This is a genomic window from Streptomyces sp. NPDC002690 (genome assembly GCF_053592415.1).
Genome location: NZ_JBSFVR010000523.1, coordinates 1 through 3,790 on the forward strand (window position 1 = coordinate 1; position 3,790 = coordinate 3,790).

Consider the following 3,790-nt stretch of genomic DNA (forward strand, 5'->3'; position numbering starts at 1 on the left):
CGGAAGGGATTCCGCGGGCGGGCCGTCTTCGTACGCAGGAGCGTCGGCGTGGACCGTCAGTGCGCGGTGGGCCCCCGGCGCAGGCCCGCAGCCGCGACGGCGGCGCCGGCCAGGCAGAGGACGCCGGTGACGGTGACGGCGGTGTGCACGCCGTTCATGAACGCCTGGCCGCTGCCCTCCACGACGGCCGCCCGCAACGGGGCGGACATCGAGGCGGAGACCGGGGCGACACCCATCGACACCGCGTCCCCCGCCCCGGCCAGGCCGTCCGCGATCTGCGCGGGTACCCCCGCACCGGTCAGTTCGCCGACGAGCGTGGAACCGACCCGGCCGCTGATCAACGAGACCAGCACCGAGGTGCCGAGCGCGCCGCCGATCTGCAGCGCGGTGGCCTGGAGGCCGCCCGCCACACCGCCGTCCCGGACCGGAGCCTGTCCGACGATCGCGTCCGAGGAGGCGGCGAGCACCATGCCGACCCCCAGCCCGAGCGCGACGAACGGCGGCCACATCGTCGCGTACGACGAATCGGTGTCCCAGGTCAGCATGGTGAAGGCCGCCGCCGCCTGGAGCACCATGCCCAACGGCATGGTCAGACGCGGACCGAAGCGACCGGTCAGCGCGGCCCCCAGGGGCGCGGCCACCAGCGAGGCGAGGCTCAGCGGCAGGATGCGTACTCCGGCCTCCACCGGTGAGAAGCCCCGCACGTTCTGGAGGTAGAGCATCACGAAGAAGAGCACGCCGAGCATCACGAAGAAGTTCAGCGCGGTGACGATTGCACCGATCGTCAGGGAGCGGATGCGGAACAGCCGCATCGGCAGCAACGGGTGCTCCTGACGCGTCTCGTGGAAGCCGAAGCCCACCAGGACCAGCACGCCGGCGAGGATCGTGCCGAGCGTCCCGGCCGAACCCCAGCCCCAGGTCTCGGCCTTGACCACACCGAAGATCACGCAGATCAGGCCGGCCGCCAGCAGCACCACTCCGGGCACGTCGAAGCGGTGGTGACCCGTGGAGTCCTTGCTCTGCGGCAGCACGAACGCGCTGACCAGTACCGCGATCACGCCGATGGGCGCGTTGACCCAGAAGACCGACTCCCAGCTGACGTTCTCGACCAGCAGGCCGCCGACGATCGGGCCGAGCGCCGTGGACACGGTCGAGACCATCGCCCACAGACCGACCGCCATACCGAACTTGCGCGGCGGGAAGACCGCGCGGAGCAGGCCCAGGGTGTTCGGCATCAGCAGACCGCCGAAGAAGCCCTGGAGCACGCGGAAGACCACGACACTCCCGATCGAGCCCGACAGCCCGATGGCGACGGACGCGAGCGTGAAGCCGACGACCCCCGCCAGATAGTAGGTGCGCCGGCCGAACCGGTCGCCGAGCTTGCCGCCCAGGATCAGCGAGGCGGCGAGGGCCAGCAGGTAGGCGTTGGTCACCCACTGGAGCCCGGCCGTGGACGCGTCGAGGTCGCGGCCGATCTCGGGGTTGGCGATGGCCACCACCGACGCGTCGAGCTGGACCATGAACAGGCCGAAGGAGACGGCCACCAGCGTCAGCCAGGGGTTCGCGCGGCGCCCCGCGGACGTGGCCGCCGGGGGTGGGGAGGAAGCGGGCAGGGGTGAGGAATCCACGGTGGTGGACGACATGGGTGTGCCTTGTCCTTCTGAGGGAGGGGTTACGGGGTCGCCGGAAGAGCCCGAAGGTCCCCGGGGGTACGGGGGTGAGAACGGGGGTGAGCCGCGCGGGCGGTACACGGGGAACGCCGGGGGCCGCGGCGCCGGAAGGCGCGCGGGTGGGCCGGGACGTGTCTCCGGGGTGTGCCAGGATTCCCGGGGATCGATCCCCAGGGATCTCGCGGGATCTCCAGGGATCTTCCGGTAGGGGGAGGTGCTACTCGGCCGCGGGCGCCGGGTGCAGCGCGTCCGTCAGCGCGTTCAGCGCGCCGAGGGCGGACCCCAGCGCGTCCTGCTCACCATCGGTGAGGGACTCCAGGGCGCGGGCGAGGTGGACGCCCTGGAGGCGCCGCACCTCGGCCAGTTCGCGCCTGGCCCGGGAGGTCGGGTACAGATGCGCGACACGCTTGTCCGCGGGGTCGGGGCGGCGCTCCAGCAGCCCTGCCGCGGTGAGCCGGGAGACCAGGGCGCTCACGTTGTTCGGCCGCATCAGCAGCGCGTCGGCCGCTTCGCGGACGGTGGAGCCCTCGTACTGCGACACGAAACGCAGCAGCGCGAGCTGCCCCTCCGGCGGCTTGGGGCCCGGGAAGTCCTGGGCGATCCGGCGGTCGAGTGCCCGGTTCAGCGCAGGCAGGACGGACGCGAGCGCGGAGGCTCGGGAGTCGTCCTGCGCGGACGCGCGGGTGGCGGGCATGGTCCGGACTTTAGGTCTGCTCCGATAGGTATGTCAAAAGAGGTGATGGGGGTGCGGGGCGTGTGCCGCCGGGACGGACGTCAGCTCTTCTTGTGCGCCACCGCCGCCGAGGCCATCCCCGGCAGGAAGTCCGTGAACAGCTCGTGCACCTCGCGCACCAGTGGCCGCAGCACCCGGAAACGGGCGAGCGCGACGCCCCGCGTGGTGAGCCGGGCGCCCCGGACGGCGAGCCGCCGGGTGCGTTCGCGGTCCGGGGTGCGGTCGAACACCCAGTAGAGGACCAGGCCCATCTGGGAGAGCCACATCAGCTCGGGCAGGGCGTCCGCCAGTTCCTCGGGGACCTTCGCCTTCGAGCCCGCCAGTACCTCGCGGTGCAGGGCGATGGCCGCCTCGCGGGCGGGCTCCGACTCCGCGGAGAAAGGGCTGAGCGGGCTGTCCGGGTCGGCCGCGTTCTTGAAGAACTGCGCCGCGAACTCGTGGTACGGCGTGGCCACGTCCAGCCAGGCGGTCAGTACGCCCGCGAGGCGGGCCTCCAGATCGGTCTCGCGGTCCAGGACGATCCGTGCCGCGGCCCGGTGTTCCGCCCCGATGCGGTCGTAGAAGCCCTGGACGAGGTGTTCCTTGCCGGCGAAGTAGTAGTACGCGTTGCCGACCGAGACGCCCGCCTCCTGGGCGATGGCCCGCATGGTGGTCTTGTCGTAACCGCGTTCCTGGAAGAGCCGCAGAGCCGTCTCCAGGATGACCGTGCGGGTCTGCTCGCTCTTCGCGGAGCTCCGTCCGGCGCCCTTCTCGGCGGTGGCGCTCCCGGCTTCGGCCGCCGGTCCCGCGGGGGAATGGGCGGCGGGCGCCGCCGTCCTCCGCTCGGTCCGTCCGTCCGTGCCGCGCGGGGTCTGGGCGTCCGCCGCGCCGTTCTTGTCCTTGGTGTCCCGCTCGTCCTTCGCCACGGCCCCTAGGCTATCCGTCCGCCTTCGGCGCGGGGACCGCGCAGGTGCCGTCCGGGCCGCAGGGCGCGGCGGTCAGCGACCGGTACTTCGCGGCGGCCAGAGCCGTCGCGCGGGCGAAGGGACGGCCCGCCGGAGTGGCGAGCCAGTGCGCCTTAGGCCGGTGGTCGGCGAGGGCCCAGAGACAGACGATCCAGGCCGCGGCGCCCTGGTAGACCTGCCCCTGGTCGCCGACGACGGTGATCTCCTCAAGCGTCGTCGCGGGGTCCAGCTCCGGGAAGCGCCGGCGGGCCTCCTCGGACGCGGCGGGCACCAGGTCCAGCGGGACGAGCTGGCGCTGCCCCCGCAGCCAGTGGCGCACGTGGACGCAGAGCGAGCACTGGGGGTCGTACAGCACGGTGAGCCGGTGGACCGCCGTCCGCCGGGGCGGGGTGCCCGTGAAGAGTTCGGCGTCGGAGCGCAGGTACGGCGACGGGATCTCCGTC

General features: G+C 72.7%; 4 protein-coding genes. All 4 read right to left on the reverse strand.

Annotation, left to right across the window (positions count from 1 at the left end):
- Positions 1–56 precede the first annotated feature (56 nt).
- Positions 57–1,643, reverse strand: a complete 1,587-nt coding sequence (locus ACWD3D_RS34490) for a DHA2 family efflux MFS transporter permease subunit (protein ID WP_451464637.1) — start codon at positions 1,641–1,643, stop codon at positions 57–59.
- 244 nt (positions 1,644–1,887) lie between these two features.
- On the reverse strand, positions 1,888–2,364 hold the full coding sequence (locus ACWD3D_RS34495; RefSeq protein WP_451464638.1) for a MarR family winged helix-turn-helix transcriptional regulator: 477 nt from the start codon (positions 2,362–2,364) through the stop codon (positions 1,888–1,890).
- Positions 2,365–2,444: 80 nt separating this feature from the next.
- Positions 2,445–3,308, reverse strand: coding sequence for a TetR family transcriptional regulator (locus tag ACWD3D_RS34500; protein WP_451464639.1), 864 nt, complete (start codon positions 3,306–3,308; stop codon positions 2,445–2,447).
- A gap of 10 nt (positions 3,309–3,318) precedes the next feature.
- Positions 3,319–3,768, reverse strand: coding sequence for a thiol-disulfide oxidoreductase DCC family protein (locus ACWD3D_RS34505; protein WP_451464640.1), 450 nt, complete (start codon positions 3,766–3,768; stop codon positions 3,319–3,321).
- Between the last annotated feature and the right edge of the window lie 22 nt (positions 3,769–3,790).

Excerpts from the sequence above, each read along its gene's own strand:
- ACWD3D_RS34490 (WP_451464637.1), bottom strand. The coding sequence starts at position 1,643 with ATGTCGTCCACCACCGTGGATTCCTCACCCCTGCCCGCTTCCTCCCCA.
- ACWD3D_RS34495 (WP_451464638.1), bottom strand. The coding sequence starts at position 2,364 with ATGCCCGCCACCCGCGCGTCCGCGCAGGACGACTCCCGAGCCTCCGCG.